This is a genomic window from Paraburkholderia phytofirmans (genome assembly GCF_046028095.1).
Lineage (GTDB): Bacteria > Pseudomonadota > Gammaproteobacteria > Burkholderiales > Burkholderiaceae > Paraburkholderia > Paraburkholderia phytofirmans_A.
The window spans coordinates 13,160-28,728 of the sequence record NZ_JAQQDJ010000006.1; the positions used below are offsets into that span (position 1 = coordinate 13,160).

Below are 15,569 nucleotides of genomic sequence, written 5' to 3' on the forward strand. Positions count from 1 at the left end.
ATCCTTGGAGAACATCATGTTTGCATACGTACTTGAAAAGCTAAGCACCTGGTTTGAAACCGCTGAACGCACCCGTCGCGAAGCCTACCTGGCATCGTCGTCGGACATCGTCCAGCTCGAACAGCGCATCCGCTCGCTCGAAACCAACGGCTACTCGCTGTAAGTTTCATCGGCATCGCGTTTGACCCGGCAGCGTTCATCGCGCGGCCACAGCAGTAAAAGCGTCAAGCCCCGTCCATGCGGGGCTTTGTCACATCTGGACTGCGAGTATTTCAGTCGGACGGCGCCTGAACGCTACGTGTGGCGAATATCGACTAGCCTCGCGGCGACCGTCGCGGTAAGGTAAAGCGTTTTCCGCGAAATCCGGCTTTCCCAAACTCAACCGGTCCGCCCATGCCACCTGTCCGTCCGCTCAAATCCATCCTGGCCGTGACCATTGCGGCCTCGCTGATCACGGTCCTTGCCATGTCGACCGCTTGTGCCGCGTCGGCCAGCGCGCGCAAGCCGGTGATTCTCGACTCGCAGAACGGCATCAACGACGGCCAGAGTGGAACCGTGCTGCAGACCGCGCCGCTTTCACATCAGCCGATCGTCGAAGCGCAGCCCATCGCGACGCCGGCCGAACTGGCGCCGAATTCGTCGATCCCGATCGTCGTGGCGCCTTATATACAGTTGCCCACAGGGGGAGGTACGTTGCCGCCGCAACCGCAGCCTCGTCCGGCGCCTCGGCCGCAATAGGCGCTCGCTCTCCGCCTCAGATCCGGTCGCCACAGGTGGCGGCTGTTCGCCGCCGCAATCGCAACGCGGTCCAGCGCCTCGGCACTTGGCAAGTGCTGGCGACGCCACTGCTCCCCGCAGTGCTTTCCCTTCTCAGTCAATGCCTGTCCGTGCATAGCAACTCGCCGACGCGCGGGTCCCCGCCTGAGCGTGCAGTCAATTGACCCAATTTCCCCTCTTCGACCAACGACAACAGCGCGGCCTTGGGCGCGACCACAGACAAGGAATCTACAACTCATGCGCCGACGCGTCGCGTGCGCCATTCGGGTTTGGGCGCATGGCGCGGGCGCAACCGTCCGACGACAATCATCGCGCGCGGTCTCTCGCCAGCGACTAGGACCACACATCAAGCCCGGCACGACCGCATCGAACGAAAAACAGAACAAGGAGACATCGAATGCCGACTCACTGGATGCGACAGGCCGCCGGGGCCTGCGTCACGCTGCTTGCACTCGCCGCGCTGCCGGGCGCCGCGCTTGCCAAAGACACACCGGAAAAACCCGCGCTGACCATGGCCGTCGGCGGCCTGCCGGGCCTCTACTATCTGCCGGTGCTCGCCGCGCAACAGTTGGGCTATTTCAAGGACGAAGGCCTCGACGTCACGCTCGAGGATTTCGCGGGCGGATCGAAAGCATTGGAAGCGGTTGTGGGCGGCAGCGCCGACGTGGGCGCCGGCGCGTTCGAGCACACGCTGTTCATGCAGGAGAAAGGGCAGCATTACCGGGCGTTCGCGTTGATGGGGCGCGCGCCGCAAATCGTCGTCGCGGTGCTGAAATCGAAGGCCGATCAGCTCAAGACTCTGGCGGACTTCAAAGGCGCGAAAGTCGGCGTGAGCGCGCCGGGTTCGTCGACGGATCTCGTACTCACCGTGGCTTTGCGTAAAGCCGGCGTGCAGCGCAACGAGATTTCGGCGATCGGCGTGGGCAGCGGCGCCTCGGTGCTCGCGGCGGTAAGCGGCGGCCAGATCGACGCGCTTTCCAACGTGGATCCGATGATGACCAAGCTGGCGCGCAGCGGCGCGATCAAGGTGCTGGTCGATACGCGTACGGTGAAGGGCACGCAGGAGGTGTTCGGCGGAACAATGCCGGCGGCGACGCTGTATGCCTCGGACAATTTCATCCAGAAGTATCCGAAGACGACGCAGGCGCTCGCCAATGCCATCGTGCGCGCGGATCACTGGCTGCAGAGCGCGAGCGATGCCGATCTGCTGAAGATGGTGCCGCCGGCCTATTTGCTCAACGATTCGGCGCTTTATGTGGAGGCGTTTCACAACGTGCGCGACGCTTATTCGCCCGACGGCTTGATGCCCGCGGACGGCCCGGCGACATCGTTGCGCGCATTGTCGTCGTTCGATAACCGGCTCGATCCTAAAAAGATCGACCTGAACGCGACGTATACCAACGACTTCGCCCGGAAGGCCGGCGCGCAGCTCAAGTAGTCGGTGGCTTGGGCTGACCGAGCAACTGGACGGGCCGCGCGCGTCGTGCGCGCGTGGCTGGCGAAAACAACGCTAGCCGGCTCGGCGAACTGTGTACACGCGGAGGCCGCAAAAGCTCGCAGCCCCCAACAAGAAACTCAGTCGCCGCGATACTCCACCTTAAACTGCGCGGCCTTGTCTTCGCCAAGCGCCTTGACGAGCCAGGGCATCTGCTCCTTCAGCGTTTTCGCCAGCGTATACGGCGGGTTCAAAATGAACATGCCGCTGCCGAAGAGCCCAAAACCATCCTCTGGCGGGTTGCTGACAGTCAGGCTCACGTGCAGCCAGTTCTTGTCCTGCAACTTCTTCAACTGGTCGGGGAAGCGCTGCGACTCAGGGCGCCTCACCTGCGGATACCAGACGGCATAAGTGCCGGTCGGAAAACGCTTCAGGCTTTCTTCGACACAGCGCAGCGTGCGCATGTAGTCACGCTTGTCCTCATACGATGGATCGAGCAGCACCAACGCCCGGCGTGGGGCCGGCGGCAACAACGCGAGAATGCCGTCGAAGCCGTCGCCCGCATACAGCATCGCGCGGCGGCCCGCGTCGCGGAAATTGTGGCGCAGCACGTCGATTTCAGTGGTGTGCAATTCGAACAGGCGCATGCGGTCCTGTTCGCGCATCTGCCGCCACGCGATATACGGCGAGCCGGGATAGAAACGCAACTGGCCGTCCGGATTGAGCGCGCTCACTTCGTCGACGTAGTCGGCGAACATCGGCGGCAGGTCGTTGCGCCCCCACAGTTTGCCGATGCCGGTCTGGAACTCGCCGGTTTTGGTCGCATAACCTTCCTTCAGCGAGTAGACCCCGGCGCCCGCATGCGTGTCGATATACCAGTAGGACTTGTCCTTCTGGCCGAGGTAGCGCAGAAGCTGCAATACGACGGCGTGTTTCAGAACGTCGGCGTGATTGCCTGCATGAAAGGCGTGGCGGTAGCTGAGCATGATGAGGAGACGCTGAAAGAGGGCGTGCCGCTCCAAGGCGGATTCGGCGATGCGGATGCAATGCGGCTGCACAATGGACACACAGCGCCGGTGTGCAGCGCGGTCGCGTATTGTACGCGACGCCGCGTTGCTCACCGTGCATGGCAGCGGGCCGCACGCGTAACGCGGCCATGGCCGCGATGTCGCCACGGCCATGTTACGCGCTCACCGAGTCCGCTCAGTCGTGCGCGTCGCCGATGATTTCCTCGATTCGCGTTTTGATTTCCGGCGTGATCCGCGCGGCCACGTCGGCGGACTTCATGTTCTCGCCGATCTGTTCGACCCGCGACGCCCCCGTTATCACGGTACTGACATTCGGGTTCTTCAGAATCCAGCCGATAGCGAGTTGACCGATCGTGCAGCGCAACTCGTCCGCCACTTCGCCGAGCTTGCCGACCACGTTGTTCTTGCCGGCGTCGGTGACCTGCTTGCGTAGCCAGTCGTAACCCTGCAATTGCGCGCGGCTGTCGGCCGGCACGCCGTCACGGTATTTGCCGGTCAGCAAGCCGGACGCAAGCGGGCTCCAGGTAGTCAGCCCGAGGCCGATATCCTCGTAAAGCCGCTTGTATTCCTCTTCGACGCGCTTGCGATGGAACAGGTTGTACTGCGGCTGCTCCATGACCGGCTTGTGCAGATGATGCCGCTCCGCGATGTCGTAAGCGGCGCGGATTTCATCGGCGCTCCATTCGGAGGTGCCCCAGTACAGCGCCTTGCCGCGAGTGATCATGTCGCTCATGGCCCAGACGGTTTCCTCCACCGGCGTGTTCGGGTCCGGACGATGACAGAACACCAGATCGACATAATCGAGCTGCAGCCGTTTGAGCGACGCGTCGATCGCGTTCAGCAGATATTTGCGATTCAGCGTGTGGTACTGGTTCGGCGCTTCCGCGAGTCCCCAGAAGAATTTCGTCGACACCACGTAGCTCACGCGCGGCCACGCCAGTTCCTTGAGCGCCTGGCCCATGATTTCTTCGGATTTGCCGCCGGCATACACCTCGGCGTTGTCGAAGAAGTTGACTCCCGCGTCACGCGCGGCCGCGAGCGATTCGCGCGCCGCGTTGTTGTCCACCTGATTGCCGTAGGTGACCCACGAGCCGATGGACAGTTCGCTGACTTGCAGGCCGGAACGGCCCAGACGTCGATAATTCATGCATTCCTCCTTGTTGGTGATGCCACCGGAATCCCGCCGAAACGTCCAGTTTAAAGAGATACGCTTCGATGCGCAGTTTACCGATGCAGTTCACGCGGTTCATGCACAATAGCAGCGTTGGCCGCAGTGCAGCATTCAGCCAGACGGCCTATGTCGTCCGGCTGACTTCACGCCGCCCGCGGCCCGTGGTCTCATTGCTCATCAACTGCATGGAGGTTATGGATGTCGTCAACGAACACGAATCTGAATGGCAAGGTTGCGGTTGTTACGGGCGCCGCAAGCGGCATCGGCAAGCAGATTGCGCTGACTCTTTCCGCAGCAGGCGCGGCTGTCGCGATCGCCGACCTGAATCAGGACGGCGCGAACGCCGTCGCTGAAGAAATCAAAAAGGGCGGCGGCAAGGCAATCGGCGTGGCGATGGACGTCACGAACGAAGACGCCGTCAATCAGGGCATCGACAAAGTGGCTGCGGAACTCGGCTCGGTCGATATCCTCATTTCCAACGCCGGCATCCAGATCGTCAATCCGATCGAAAACTATTCGTTTTCGGATTGGAAGAAGATGCAGGCGATCCACGTGGACGGCGCCTTCCTGACCACCAAGGCCGCGCTCAAGCACATGTACAAGGACGATCGCGGCGGCATCGTAATCTACATGGGCTCGGTCCACTCGCACGAAGCGTCGCCGCTCAAATCAGCTTACGTCACAGCCAAGCATGCACTGCTGGGCCTCTCGCGCGTGCTCGCTAAAGAAGGTGCAAAGCACAACGTGCGCTCGCATGTCGTGTGTCCGGGTTTCGTGCGCACGCCGCTCGTCGACAAGCAGATTCCCGAGCAGGCCAAGGAGCTGGGCATCAGCGAGGAAGACGTGGTCAAGCGCGTCATGCTGGGCGGCACGGTCGACGGTGTCTTCACCACGGTGGAAGACGTCGCGCAAACGGTGCTGTTCCTGTCCACCTTCCCGACGGCGGCGCTGACCGGCCAGTCTTTTATTGTGAGCCACGGCTGGTACATGCAATAAGGGGGGGCCTATGGCGCAACGCAATCTAAAGCGGGCGCGCGTCGGCGCGCCTGGCGACGGGGAAGGCGAGGGCGCCGGTCCGGCGCCTGCCGCGCATCCCGGCCGGCACCTCCACGTGCCCAAGTACGAAACCGTCGCCCTGATGCTGCAAGGCGGCGGCGCCTTGGGCGCCTATCAGGCCGGTGTCTTTCAGGGACTCTACGAAGCGGGCATCGAACCGAACTGGCTGGCCGGCATTTCGATCGGCGCGTTGAATACGGCAATCATCGCCGGCAATCCGCCCGAAAAGCGCGTTGAACGGCTGCTGCAATTCTGGGAGACGATTTGCCAGCCGGCCTTCGGGCCGCCGCTGCCCGCGTTTATCGAGCACGCGCTCTTCAATTCCAGCGACGCCATACGCAAGGCCTTTACGGCAACGCAGGCCGTGGGCGCCATCGTCGAGGGGCAGAAGGGCTTTTTTGTGCCGCGCTTCCCACCGCCGTTGCCCACGGTGTCCGGGCCGCCGCAATTGGCCAGCTATTACGACACCACGCCGTTGAAGGCCACGCTCGAAGCGTTCTGCGATTTCGACCGGATCAATTCGAAGGAAATGCGCGTCTCGGTGGGAGCGGTCAATTGCGGCACGGGGAATTTTGCGTACTTCGATAACACGCACACAACGCTCAGGCCCGAGCATTTCATGGCTTCAGGCGCGTTGCCGCCCGGTTTCGCGGCGGTCGAGATCGACGGTCAGTACTACTGGGACGGCGGCTTGATGTCGAACACGCCGCTCTATGAGGTGATCCAGTCCACGCCGCGTCGCGACACGCTCGCCTTCCAGGTCGATCTCTGGAGCGCGATCGGACCGGTGCCGGACAACATCACCGACGTGCAAGGGCGCATGAAAGACATTCAGTATTCGAGCCGCACGCGTCTCGTGACCGATATGCTGCAGCGGTCGCAGCGTTTCCGGCATGTGTTGCGCGAGGTGCTGGATCGCGTGCCGTCCGATCAGCGTGACGACCCGTGGTGCAAGCTGGCCGAAGATCTGTCGTGTTCGAAGCGCTACAACGTGGTCCATCTGATCTACCGGCACAAGGAATACGAAGGTCACTACAAGGACTTTCAGTTCGGCCTGTCGACGATGCGCGAACATTGGCAAAGCGGTTTGGAGGACATCCGCCATTCGCTCGCGCAACCCGGTTGGCTTGAGATGCCGGATAACGACGCGGGCTTTGTCACGCACGATATCCATCGGGATGCGCGCTGAACGAGTCACGAGCCTGAGTAGCGTGTGACCGAAGTGGGTCGCGGCAATTGTGGCAGTCCTTGCAGTATCGAAGGCGGCTTTTGGTCGAGCAACAAGCAACAAGCACGTTGCAAACTGCATCGGGCCATAAACAAAAACGGCGCCCTAAAAAGGGCGCCGTTTCCACAACCAATTCCAGCAGAGCGCGTGCAACGAAACCCCGCGCCCGCCAATACCTTACTTCAACACGTGAGCGACCGCGTTGGCCACAACGTCGAGGTTGCGCGTATTCAGCGCAGCCACGCAAATGCGACCCGTGCTCACCGCGTAGATGCCGAACTCTTCACGCAGACGGTCCACTTGCGGCGCCGTCAGACCCGAGTACGAGAACATGCCGCGTTGCGCGTTCACGAAGCTGAAATCGCGATCCACGCCGCTTGCCTTCAGGCGTTCGACCAGACCGTTGCGCATGGCGCGGATACGGTCGCGCATTTCGGCCAGTTCGGTTTCCCACGTGGCGCGCAGTTCCGGCGACGCGAGCACGGCCGCGACCACCGAGCCGCCGTGCGTCGGCGGGTTCGAGTAGTTCGTGCGGATCACGCGCTTGAGTTGCGACAGCACGCGAGCGGCTTCTTCCTTGCTCGCCGTGATGACCGACAGCGCGCCGACGCGCTCGCCGTACAGCGAGAACGACTTCGAGAACGACGACGACACGAACACGTTCAATTCCGACGCTGCGAAGAGACGCACGGCCGCAGCGTCCGCTTCGATGTTGTCGCCGAAACCTTGGTACGCGATGTCGAGGAACGGCACCAGGTCGCGCGCCTTGACGACTTCGACAATCTGCTTCCATTGCTCGACGCTCAGATCCACGCCGGTCGGGTTATGGCAGCACGCGTGCAGCACGACGACGGTGCCTGCTGCATAGCTATTCAGCGCGCTCAACATGGCATCGAAATTCACGCCGTGGGTGTGCGCGTCGTAGTACGGATACGAGACGACTTCGAAGCCTGCGCTTTCGAACAGCGCACGGTGGTTTTCCCAGCTCGGATCGCTGATCGCGACCTTCGCGTTCGGATTCAGGCGCTTCAGGAAGTCCGCGCCGATCTTCAACGCGCCCGTGCCGCCCAATGCCTGCGCCGTCACGACGCGGCCCGCTGCGATCAGCGGCGAGTCGTTGCCGAGCAGCAGTTTCTGCACGGCGGCGTCGTAAGCGGCAATGCCTTCGATCGGCAGATACCCGCGCGGCAGCGCGGCTTCGACGCGAGCCTTTTCGGCGTCGCGCACGGCGCGCAGCAGCGGAATCTTGCCTTCTTCGTTGAAGTACACGCCGACGCCAAGGTTGACCTTGGTGGTGCGCGTATCGGCGTTGAAGGCTTCGTTCAGGCCCAGAATCGGGTCGCGGGGAGCAAGTTCGACGGCGGAGAACAGAGACATGATGGGTGGGCAGCAGCAGTAGTGAGAAGAGGGCGGCTCCGATCGCGGCCGGCCGGACCAGCGGTGCCCGACGCGAAAACGTGGGCGGGCGGCGGACAGCGGCAACCGAGCGCAGCTTCGCATTGTAACGAATTCGCGCCCATTTTTCGGACGCCAACGCCGCTCGTAGGGAATTTTTTGCTTGAAAAACAGGCACTCCAGCGCCACTTGTCAACAGCGGCACTATTCGCCAAGCCGCCGGGAGATAGCCGGAAAGCGGCCCGCAGCGGGCGGAATCAGGGCTCGTTGCGGCAGTTCGGTCGCCGTGAGCCAATGCCACGCGACTGTGCCCAAAGGGCCACACCATTGCATCCGAACCGGCCCACGCGACTCCCCCAAAACCCTACGCAGACCCGCTCGATCTTCGATTCCCGCAACCCGTTAGAATAGTTCTTTGCCCCCAAGGCCCGGTACCGCCCCCAATGTCCGAACAACATCTGACTGAAGCCGACGAAACGCTGGACGAATCCAAATTCGTCCGGTTCGAAGGCTCGCCGTTCCAGCTCTACCAGCCGTATCCGCCCGCCGGCGATCAGCCCACGGCGATCGACACGCTCGTCGAAGGCGTCGAAGATGGCCTCTCGTTCCAGACGCTGCTCGGTGTGACCGGCTCCGGCAAGACCTTCACGATGGCCAATACGATCGCGCGGCTCGGCCGCCCGGCCATTGTGTTCGCGCCGAACAAGACGCTCGCCGCGCAGCTCTATTCGGAGTTCCGCGAATTCTTCCCGCGCAATGCGGTCGAGTACTTCGTCTCGTACTACGACTACTACCAGCCGGAAGCGTACGTGCCGCAGCGCGATCTGTTCATCGAGAAGGACTCGTCGATCAACGAGCACATCGAGCAGATGCGGCTGTCGGCCACCAAGAGTCTGATGGAGCGGCGCGACGTGGTGATCGTGGCGACCGTGTCGGCCATTTACGGTATCGGCAACCCGTCTGAATATCACAAGATGATTCTGACGCTGCGCACCGGCGACAAGCTCGGCCAGCGCGACATCATCGCTCGGCTGATCGCCATGCAGTACAACCGCAACGAGGCCGACTTCCAGCGCGGCTCGTTCCGCGTGCGCGGCGACACGATCGATATCTTCCCGGCCGAGCACGCCGAGATGGCGGTGCGCATCGAGTTGTTCGACGACGAAATCGAAACCCTGCAACTGTTCGATCCGCTCACGGGCCGCGTGCGTCAGAAGATTCCGCGCTTCACGGTGTATCCGTCGTCGCACTATGTGACACCGCGCGATACCGTGGTGCGCGCGGTCGAAACGATCAAGGCCGAACTGCGCGAGCGGCTCGAATTCTTCTATAGCGGCGGAAAGCTCGTTGAAGCGCAGCGGCTCGAACAGCGCACGCGCTTCGACCTGGAAATGCTGCAGGAACTCGGCTTCTGCAAGGGCATCGAGAACTACTCGCGGCACTTCTCGGGCGCGGCGCCCGGCGAGCCGCCGCCTACGCTGGTCGACTATCTGCCGTCGGACGCGCTCATGCTGCTCGACGAATCGCATGTGCTGATCGGCCAGCTGAACGGCATGTACAACGGCGACCGCGCGCGTAAGGAAAATCTGGTCGACTACGGTTTCCGCCTGCCGTCGGCGCTCGACAACCGGCCGCTCAAATTCAACGAGTTCGAGCGCAAGATGCGTCAGGTGGTGTTCGTGTCGGCCACGCCGGCCGATTACGAGCAGAAGACGGCAGGGCAGGTGGCTGAGCAACTGGTGCGTCCAACCGGCCTCGTCGATCCGGAAATCGAGGTGCGCCCGGCGCGCAGCCAGGTCGACGATGTGCTCGGCGAGATCAACGACCGCGTCAAGGCGGGTGACCGCGTGCTGGTCACGGTGCTGACCAAGCGCATGGCCGAACAGTTGACCGAGTTTCTGGCCGACCACGGCGTCAAGGTGCGCTATCTGCACAGCGACATCGACACCGTGGAGCGGGTGGAAATCATCCGCGATCTGCGTCTGGGCACCTTCGACGTGCTGGTCGGGATCAACCTGTTGCGCGAAGGGCTGGATATTCCGGAAGTATCGCTGGTCGCGATTCTCGACGCGGACAAGGAAGGCTTTCTGCGCGCCGAGCGCTCGCTGATCCAGACCATCGGCCGGGCGGCGCGGAACGTGAACGGCAAGGCGATCCTCTACGGCGACAAGATCACGGACTCGATGCGCCGCGCCATCGACGAAACCGAGCGGCGGCGCAACAAGCAGATCGCCTTCAACCTCGAGAACGGCATTACGCCGCGCGGGGTGGTCAAGCGTATTCGCGACATTATCGACGGCGTGTACAACGTCGACGACGCCCGCGCCGAACTGAAGGAACAGCAGGCGCGCGCGAAATTCGAGGACATGTCCGAGAAGCAGCTTGCCAAGGAACTCAAGCGCCTCGAAAAGCAGATGATGGAGCACGCCAAAAACCTCGAGTTCGAGAAGGCCGCGCAGACCCGCGACCAGCTCGCGTTGCTGCGCCAGCGCGTGTTCGGCGCGAACGTCGGCGATCACGTGTCGGGCGTCGATTAAGTCTTCCGCGCGCTTTGCGGTGCGGGATGTGCCGCGCCCGTGGGTCGATGCGGGGCACTCGCCCGGCATCGCATCACTTCCTCCCCAGCGCTTCCTTAAGTCCGCCTTAAGACCCTGCTGCTACAAGGCTTGCCGCGCGTTCTCATTTGTTCTCCCATGCGATCGATGATAAACTCGACCAATATTGAGAATGGTTCGCATTAACGTTCGTAATGCCGCCCGCCGGCGACCGATCGCGGCGTGCAAGCGCCGCGGCCGCTGCATCTCACGGCATGCGCGACGCACTGTTCCAATGGGTTCGATTCCAGTCTGATAAAAATAAGGAGTTTCAATGCGGATTTCTTCATTTGTGCGTGGTGGCGCAGCAGCGGTGGCTGCAGTCGCGGCTTTCTCGGCAGCGGCGGCGGAATATCCGATCGGCAAGCAGCAGATTCATGGCGGCATGGAAATCAATGCGGTCTATCTGCAGCCGATCACGATGGAACCCGAAGGCATGATGCGCAAAGCCTCGGATTCGGACATCCACCTGGAAGCCGACATTCACGCGGTCAAGAACAACCCGACCGGTTTCGCCGAAGGCGACTGGATGCCGTATCTGCAAGTGCACTACGAACTGACGAAAGCCGGTTCGACTCAGACGCAGAAGGGCGACCTGATGCCGATGGTCGCCAACGACGGCCCGCACTACGGCGACAACGTCAAGCTGCAAGGCCCGGGCAAGTATCACCTGAAGATGGTTGTCGAGGCGCCGATGCAATCGGGCCATATGGCTTTCGGCCGTCACGTCGACAAGGAAACCGGCGTGGGTCCGTGGTTCAAGCCGATCACCCTCGAATACGACTTCGCGTACGCCGGCATCGGCAAGAAGGGCGGCTACTGATCGTCGTGCATCATCACGCGTGAGCACGCTTTTGCCGCGTGGCCGCGCGTGAGTGGATGGCTGAACCAATGGCTGAACCAATGGCTGGATGAATGGCCGAATGAGGCTGAACGAGCCAGTGCAGCAGACGGCGCGTTGGCGATTGACCGCCAACGCGCCGCGTTTTCCGGAAGGGCTAATGAGAATCAACCGAAAGATCGCGATCTTCGCCGCCACGATTTTGCTGGCAAGCGCGGCGCAGGCCGCCGACCTGCCGACCTTCAAGCTGGAAATGAACGACGGCAAGCTGAATCCGGCCCGCATCGAAGTGCCGGCGGGGCAGCGCATCAAGATCGAAGTGCGCAACACGGGCAAAGGCGCGGCCGAATTCGAAAGCGTGCAGTTGCGTAAGGAAAAAGTATTGGCGCCGGGCGCGGATTCGTTCGTCGTGATCGCGCCGCTCGAGCCGGGCGAGTACAAGTTTTTCGACGATTTTCACCAGCAGGCGCAGGGCGTCATCGTCGCGAAGTAGTGACTTGGGACGCGAGCGCAGAACCCTGACGGGTCGCGCGCTCGCCAGACCAGAAGAAGGGAGAGCTTGATGGGTCAGATTCTATTCATCGTGTGGCGGGAAAGTGTCGAAGCGTTGCTTGTCGTCGGCATCCTGTACGCGTGGCTGAAAAATGGCGACGATGACGCGCGCCGCGGTTTGCCGTACCTGTGGGGCGGCGTGGCAGCCGGTTTGATTGCGGCGGTGGCGCTCGGCGCCGCGCTGGTGGGTTTCACCGAAGTGCTCTCCGGCGACGCGCAGGATTATTTCCAGACCGCGATGGTGCTGGTCGCCTGCGTGCTGATCGTGCAGATGGTGTTGTGGATGAAGCAGCACGGCCGCACGCTCAAGCGCGACATGGAACAGTCGCTGCAAAAGAGCCAGCGCGATTCGAACTGGTGGGGCGTCGCGTTGCTGGTGGCGTTGGCGATCGCGCGTGAAGGCAGCGAGACGGTGATCTTTCTGTACGGCCTCGGCTTCGGCCAGTCGGGTCACGTGGACGCCAGCCAGATGCTCGCGGTCGTGATCGGCCTGGCGCTCGCGTTCCTGACCTTCTACGTGCTGCAACTGGGCGGCAAGATCTTCTCGTGGCGGCTCTTTTTCCGCATCACGGAAATCATGCTGCTGTTTCTCGGCGCGGGTCTGTTCCAGACCGGTGTGGACAAGCTGATCGACAAGGAAATCCTGCCGACCGTCGTCGACCAGATGTGGAATTCGTCGGCGATCCTCGACGATTCGAGCACCTTCGGTTCGCTGGTCGCCACGCTCACCGGCTATCGCGCTCACCCGGCGTTGATGAATCTGATCGCCTATGCGGCGTACTGGGGCGTGGTGTATCTGCTGCTGCGCCGGGCGAATCGCAAGCCGGCGCGGCAAGCCGCTGGGCGCACGGCATGAGCACGGTCATGACCCGCCCTGGCCGCCTCGCGGCGGCCGGGCAGTGGATGCAGCGTCACGGTGCCGCGATTCGCGGCATTCAGTGGGTCGTGGTGGCGGTGTACGCGTTTCTGATTCTGGTGCCGGCAGTGATGCCGCTGCCGGACGACGCGGCGCACCTGTGGAACAACCTGACGCTCGCCGCGCAGTTCGTGTTCTGGGGTATCTGGTGGCCGTTCGTGTTGCTCTCGATGGTCATGCTCGGCCGCGTCTGGTGCGGCGTACTGTGTCCCGAAGGCGCGCTCGCCGAATTCGCCAGCAAATACGGCCGAGGCTGGGCGATTCCGCGCTGGATGCGCTGGGGCGGCTGGCCGTTCGTCGCGTTCGGCATCACCACCATCTACGGTCAGATGGTGAGCGTCTACCAGTATCCGAAAGCCGTGCTGCTGGTGTTAGGCGGCTCGACCTTCGCGGCGATGATCATCGGCTTGTTATACGGACGCGAGAAGCGCGTCTGGTGCAAATACCTCTGCCCCGTCAACGGGGTTTTTTCGCTTCTGGCGCGGCTCGCGCCGTTCCACTACAAAGTCGATGAAGAGGCATGGCGCCGTTCGTACAAGAACGGCGAGCATGGGCATCGCGTGATTCCGATCAATTGCGCGCCGCTCGTGCCGTTGCGCAATATGAAGGGCGCATCGGACTGCCATATGTGCGGCCGTTGTAGCGGCCACCGCGACGCGATTGCGTTGACGTGGCGCGCGCCGTCGTCGGAAGTGGTGCAGTTGGGCGACAAGCAGGCCAACCCGTGGGACACCGCGTTGATCCTTTACGGCCTGCTCGGCATCGCGATTGGCGCGTTCCACTGGACCGCATCGCGCTGGTTCGTCGATCTGAAGATTTTCCTCGCGAACTGGCTGGTCGATCACGACATCACGTGGCCGCTCGACACCAACGCGCCGTGGTTTTTGTTCACGCATTACCCAGAGCAGAACGACGTATTTTCGTGGCTCGACGGCACGATGGTGATCGGCTACATCCTCGCTACGGCGCTGGTGTACGGCACCGTGCTGCTGGTGCTGCTGATGGGCGCGACGCGCATGCTGGGACGCTTCAATGGCGTGCGTCTGCATCATTTGACGCAAGGGCTGATTCCGATTGCCGGCGCAGGCGTGTTTCTCGGCCTGTCGGCGACCACGCTGTCGCTGCTGCGCGCGGAGCATGTGTCGTTGTGGTGGGCGTCGGATCTGCGCATCGCGATTCTGGCGATTGCCAACCTGTGGAGCGCATGGCTCGCCTGGCTCGTGACGCGTCGCTATAGCGAGCGTTTCGTTCAACGCGGCCTCGCGATGGTGTGGTTCGCCGCGGCGCTGGCCGTGGTCGATAGCGCGTGGTGGCTGATGTTCTGGGGCTGGGCTTCGAAGTAACGTACTCGACGCTTTTGACGCGGTTGCACTAGTCCGCGCCTGGCCAAACAAAAAGCCGTGGAGATGAAATCATCCCACGGCTTTTTCATTTTCCGCATGATCGACGCACGTTGAAGGTGTCGCCGTATCGAGTGAGAACCAAAAAAGCGGCCTGGCTTGCTGCGACGGCTGGCTTGGTGTCTGCACGAAGGGGTCTAGTTCTCACGTGCAAGCCGTCGTGGCTGGCTACTGCCCAACACCTCTCTGGGAGGTGGTCCCCACAATACCCGGTACTAACTGCTATTCGTTCCTACTTCGTCAGGATCAGCTTGCCTAAGCGCGTGGCCCGCAGCTGGTAAGTCTCGCCGTTATGCACGATGCTGACGTGGCTATGTCCCTGCAGCAAGGCGTCGCTTTGAACGACCCGCTCCGACTTCTCGCCCGAACCGTTGGTGCGATCCGCGCCAGGCTTCTGGCCGGTTACCGTTGCCGTCGACGTTTTCGGACGGCTGGTCAGCGCGGCCGCCGGACGGCGCAGGCTGAGTGTGGAAGGGCGCGTGAGATCGGTCATTCGTTTTTGCTGTTGGTCGATTCGATGGATTAATTCTAAATGATAACTATTCCCATTTACAAGAAAGAGAAATTGATCGGATTTGAATTTCGATAGTCAGAGAGGCTAAAAGGCGGAAGAGAGTCTGGAGAAGGACCGCCTGGCCGCTCGACGGTCTTGCGCTCTATGGCGGGCAGGGCGCCCGCGCGATGTTCAATGCAACGAGCCGGGCTCCTGCTTTGCCTGCACAAACTGGCGAATCAGCCGAACGGTATCGATATCGTTCTCCCGATACGCCGACTTCACGATCTCCTGCGTCTGATGCGCATCAGGGTCGGTCGACTCGGGCAGCGTGGTCGCGTATTCGAAGCGCAGGAACAACTGCAGCTCGTCCGGTTGCTCGATGGTCATGGTGAGCGAGCCGCCAACGTAGTCGGCCGTCGGCAGAATGTCGTAGCGCACGCTCTGGCTTTCCGCGAGCGTGACGCGATCGCGCACCGTGGCCTGGCCGTAGTGCAATTCCCGTTCGAGTACGTTGCCCTGGCGCGAAAGGATCGTGCAACTGTCGAGCCCGATCACGAACAGCTGCGGCTGTTCCGCGCGCAGCACGAGACCTTCCCACAATTGCTCGCGAGTCATCGATTCGACAAACGGATTCAACGGGTCGTTGATCTGGATAAGGTGTTCGAAATTCAAAACGACGG

General features: G+C 62.1%; 15 protein-coding genes. 10 read left to right on the plus strand and 5 right to left on the minus strand.

All coding sequences use genetic code 11. From position 1 onward, the window contains the following. Positions 1–16 precede the first annotated feature (16 nt). The 3 genes from PQR54_RS18380 (at position 17) to PQR54_RS18390 (ending at position 2,215) form a co-directional block, all read left to right on the plus strand. On the plus strand, positions 17–163 hold the full coding sequence (locus PQR54_RS18380; protein ID WP_012432419.1) for a DUF3563 family protein: 147 nt from the start codon (positions 17–19) through the stop codon (positions 161–163). Positions 164–393: 230 nt separating this feature from the next. Then, positions 394–738 carry a hypothetical protein gene (locus PQR54_RS18385; protein ID WP_408248108.1) on the plus strand — a complete coding sequence of 115 codons (345 nt, stop codon included), beginning with the start codon at positions 394–396 and terminating at the stop codon, positions 736–738. Between the two features lie 436 nt (positions 739–1,174). Continuing rightward, positions 1,175–2,215 (plus strand): ABC transporter substrate-binding protein, encoded by a 1,041-nt coding sequence (locus PQR54_RS18390; protein ID WP_408248110.1) that lies wholly within the window; start codon positions 1,175–1,177, stop codon positions 2,213–2,215. A gap of 137 nt (positions 2,216–2,352) precedes the next feature. Here PQR54_RS18390 and PQR54_RS18395 read toward each other — a convergent pair whose 3' ends face one another. Continuing rightward, complete coding sequence (locus tag PQR54_RS18395) at positions 2,353–3,198, minus strand: 23S rRNA (adenine(2030)-N(6))-methyltransferase RlmJ (protein WP_408248671.1); 846 nt, start codon at positions 3,196–3,198, stop codon at positions 2,353–2,355. Positions 3,199–3,415: 217 nt separating this feature from the next. Then, entirely contained in the window at positions 3,416–4,387 is a 972-nt protein-coding gene (locus PQR54_RS18400; RefSeq protein WP_408248112.1) for a potassium channel beta subunit family protein, read from the minus strand. 222 nt (positions 4,388–4,609) lie between these two features. On the opposite strand from PQR54_RS18400, the gene PQR54_RS18405 reads away from it, so the two are divergent. Next, complete coding sequence (locus PQR54_RS18405) at positions 4,610–5,407, plus strand: 3-hydroxybutyrate dehydrogenase (RefSeq protein ID WP_168793197.1); 798 nt, start codon at positions 4,610–4,612, stop codon at positions 5,405–5,407. A 10-nt stretch (positions 5,408–5,417) separates the two neighbouring features. After that, the gene (locus tag PQR54_RS18410) at positions 5,418–6,656 is read left to right on the plus strand and encodes a DUF3734 domain-containing protein (protein WP_408248115.1); all 1,239 of its coding nucleotides are present in this window, start codon (positions 5,418–5,420) and stop codon (positions 6,654–6,656) included. A gap of 216 nt (positions 6,657–6,872) precedes the next feature. Here PQR54_RS18410 and PQR54_RS18415 read toward each other — a convergent pair whose 3' ends face one another. Next, entirely contained in the window at positions 6,873–8,072 is a 1,200-nt protein-coding gene (locus PQR54_RS18415; protein ID WP_408248118.1) for an amino acid aminotransferase, read from the minus strand. Positions 8,073–8,533: 461 nt separating this feature from the next. Between PQR54_RS18415 and uvrB the strand changes: the two genes are divergently transcribed. The 5 genes from uvrB (at position 8,534) to PQR54_RS18440 (ending at position 14,336) form a co-directional block, all read left to right on the plus strand. Then, positions 8,534–10,627, plus strand: coding sequence for an excinuclease ABC subunit UvrB (gene uvrB / locus PQR54_RS18420; protein ID WP_408248120.1), 2,094 nt, complete (start codon positions 8,534–8,536; stop codon positions 10,625–10,627). Positions 10,628–10,958: 331 nt separating this feature from the next. Beyond that, on the plus strand, positions 10,959–11,507 hold the full coding sequence (locus PQR54_RS18425; RefSeq protein WP_134456621.1) for an iron transporter: 549 nt from the start codon (positions 10,959–10,961) through the stop codon (positions 11,505–11,507). Between the two features lie 178 nt (positions 11,508–11,685). Beyond that, positions 11,686–12,018 carry a cupredoxin domain-containing protein gene (locus PQR54_RS18430; protein WP_408248123.1) on the plus strand — a complete coding sequence of 111 codons (333 nt, stop codon included), beginning with the start codon at positions 11,686–11,688 and terminating at the stop codon, positions 12,016–12,018. 69 nt (positions 12,019–12,087) lie between these two features. Further along, a complete protein-coding gene (locus tag PQR54_RS18435) occupies positions 12,088–12,933 on the plus strand; it encodes an FTR1 family iron permease (protein ID WP_408248126.1) in 846 nt (281 codons plus the stop codon). Continuing rightward, positions 12,930–14,336, plus strand: coding sequence for a 4Fe-4S binding protein (locus PQR54_RS18440; RefSeq protein WP_408248128.1), 1,407 nt, complete (start codon positions 12,930–12,932; stop codon positions 14,334–14,336). Before PQR54_RS18435 ends, PQR54_RS18440 begins: the two co-directional genes overlap by 4 nt. A 289-nt stretch (positions 14,337–14,625) precedes the next feature. Here PQR54_RS18440 and hemP read toward each other — a convergent pair whose 3' ends face one another. Next, positions 14,626–14,886: a hemin uptake protein HemP gene (gene hemP / locus PQR54_RS18445; RefSeq protein ID WP_408248130.1), complete on the minus strand. Its 261-nt coding sequence runs from the start codon at positions 14,884–14,886 to the stop codon at positions 14,626–14,628. A gap of 192 nt (positions 14,887–15,078) precedes the next feature. Further along, a complete protein-coding gene (locus PQR54_RS18450; protein WP_408248133.1) occupies positions 15,079–15,561 on the minus strand; it encodes an SRPBCC family protein in 483 nt (160 codons plus the stop codon). Between the last annotated feature and the right edge of the window lie 8 nt (positions 15,562–15,569).

What these genes read in the sequence shown, in the direction of transcription:
- PQR54_RS18440 (WP_408248128.1), top strand. Translation starts at nt 12,930, where the DNA reads ATGAGCACGGTCATGACCCGCCCTGGCCGCCTCGCGGCGGCCGGGCAG.
- PQR54_RS18380 (WP_012432419.1), top strand. Translation starts at nt 17, where the DNA reads ATGTTTGCATACGTACTTGAAAAGCTAAGCACCTGGTTTGAAACCGCT.
- PQR54_RS18430 (WP_408248123.1), top strand. Translation starts at nt 11,686, where the DNA reads ATGAGAATCAACCGAAAGATCGCGATCTTCGCCGCCACGATTTTGCTG.
- PQR54_RS18390 (WP_408248110.1), top strand. Translation starts at nt 1,175, where the DNA reads ATGCCGACTCACTGGATGCGACAGGCCGCCGGGGCCTGCGTCACGCTG.
- PQR54_RS18385 (WP_408248108.1), top strand. Translation starts at nt 394, where the DNA reads ATGCCACCTGTCCGTCCGCTCAAATCCATCCTGGCCGTGACCATTGCG.
- PQR54_RS18410 (WP_408248115.1), top strand. Translation starts at nt 5,418, where the DNA reads ATGGCGCAACGCAATCTAAAGCGGGCGCGCGTCGGCGCGCCTGGCGAC.
- PQR54_RS18395 (WP_408248671.1), bottom strand. Translation starts at nt 3,198, where the DNA reads ATGCTCAGCTACCGCCACGCCTTTCATGCAGGCAATCACGCCGACGTT.
- PQR54_RS18435 (WP_408248126.1), top strand. Translation starts at nt 12,088, where the DNA reads ATGGGTCAGATTCTATTCATCGTGTGGCGGGAAAGTGTCGAAGCGTTG.
- uvrB (WP_408248120.1), top strand. Translation starts at nt 8,534, where the DNA reads ATGTCCGAACAACATCTGACTGAAGCCGACGAAACGCTGGACGAATCC.
- PQR54_RS18400 (WP_408248112.1), bottom strand. Translation starts at nt 4,387, where the DNA reads ATGAATTATCGACGTCTGGGCCGTTCCGGCCTGCAAGTCAGCGAACTG.
- hemP (WP_408248130.1), bottom strand. Translation starts at nt 14,886, where the DNA reads ATGACCGATCTCACGCGCCCTTCCACACTCAGCCTGCGCCGTCCGGCG.
- PQR54_RS18405 (WP_168793197.1), top strand. Translation starts at nt 4,610, where the DNA reads ATGTCGTCAACGAACACGAATCTGAATGGCAAGGTTGCGGTTGTTACG.
- PQR54_RS18415 (WP_408248118.1), bottom strand. Translation starts at nt 8,072, where the DNA reads ATGTCTCTGTTCTCCGCCGTCGAACTTGCTCCCCGCGACCCGATTCTG.
- PQR54_RS18425 (WP_134456621.1), top strand. Translation starts at nt 10,959, where the DNA reads ATGCGGATTTCTTCATTTGTGCGTGGTGGCGCAGCAGCGGTGGCTGCA.